This window comes from Chlamydiota bacterium, assembly GCA_016178055.1.
Lineage (GTDB): Bacteria > Auribacterota > JACPWU01 > JACPWU01 > JACPWU01 > JACOUC01.
In genome coordinates, this window is sequence record JACOUC010000003.1 from 1 (window position 1) to 1,111 (window position 1,111).

The 1,111-nt window shown below is 40.6% G+C and carries 2 protein-coding genes; both read right to left on the minus strand.

Features of this window, described 5'->3' with window-relative positions; genetic code table 11:
- Positions 1-120: 120 nt before the first annotated feature.
- Positions 121-489, minus strand: a complete 369-nt coding sequence (locus tag HYS07_00345; GenBank protein MBI1869623.1) for a clan AA aspartic protease — start codon at positions 487-489, stop codon at positions 121-123.
- 96 nt (positions 490-585) lie between these two features.
- Positions 586-807, minus strand: a complete 222-nt coding sequence (locus HYS07_00350) for a CopG family transcriptional regulator (GenBank protein MBI1869624.1) — start codon at positions 805-807, stop codon at positions 586-588.
- Positions 808-1,111 lie beyond the last annotated feature (304 nt).

Below are 1,111 nucleotides of genomic sequence, written 5' to 3' on the forward strand. Positions count from 1 at the left end.
CAGCCAGATAAAAGTGGAATGAATCTTTTAAAAAAGCTAACGAAGTCAACATCTGGCGACGTTTGACATCTAAAATTTCTAAATGGAAAGAAGTTATTTTTTTAGATGAGTTTTTCATGACTACAGCGATTTTAGCCTAACGGCAGGAAGTCGTTTGAGTCTTTGATTTCTAGGGTCTACCTCAATTCCGACAGATTCAAGAGCCGTCACGCCCAAGATAGGCTCAGCATCATCTTTTCCAAAGATAACGGTGGATCCCACCCTCTCGCCCATGAATTCGATTTCGGCGACCGTGATATCCAATTTTACTTCCGTTCCATCAGCCAGCTCATAGGATCTTTGTCCTCTAGGTAAAAGCCCTATCGACTTCAAATATTTTCCAGGAACCAAGCAATCTACAGATCCTGTGTCGACAAGAAAAAGACCTTCCCAAAAGCGGCTAGCATCTGAAGGATTACGAACAGCGGCCGTGACCTGCGTTATACCCATAAAAACCTCCCTGTTTTATTTCTACGAAAGTAATTGTAGCATTTTTACAAATATCTTAGGACCATCTCCATAAAACCTGACATTAGTTTCATGATTTCATAGCCCCAACCCCAGCCGTTCGGCCAGCCATACCTTAATTAAGGCAGTACGTGCAACCCCCATTTTTCGAGCCTCTTCATCCAGCCGTTTCAGTAGATAAGAAGGAAAATCAACATTCACCCTGTGAATCTGTTTGGTAACAATAGCTTTCTTTGCATCCAGAAATTGTGATACATCCTCACCTTCATTAAATTTACGATCAAATTCCTTGGTTGTTATTTTCTTAAGTAAATTTTTCATCGTATACCTCTCTTTCTTTCTCCCGACTCCTTCGACACGAAATAATTCTGATCTTTTTGCCCCTGACTGTAAAAATAGAAGAGTACAAAATCGACTTTAATCGTATTCAAATTCCATATGAATATTATACCAAAACAGCACAAATTAACAACATTGATACACCAGAATGCATGGAGAGGGGTCTACATTTGCTCCCTGCCTATTTCAGAATGTAACGGCTTCATTCGTCGTAGGGGCTTGATTTATTAAGCCCGAACCAACGCGGGTCTGATTAATCCAACCC

Excerpts from the sequence above, each read along its gene's own strand:
- HYS07_00345 (MBI1869623.1), bottom strand. The coding sequence starts at position 489 with ATGGGTATAACGCAGGTCACGGCCGCTGTTCGTAATCCTTCAGATGCT.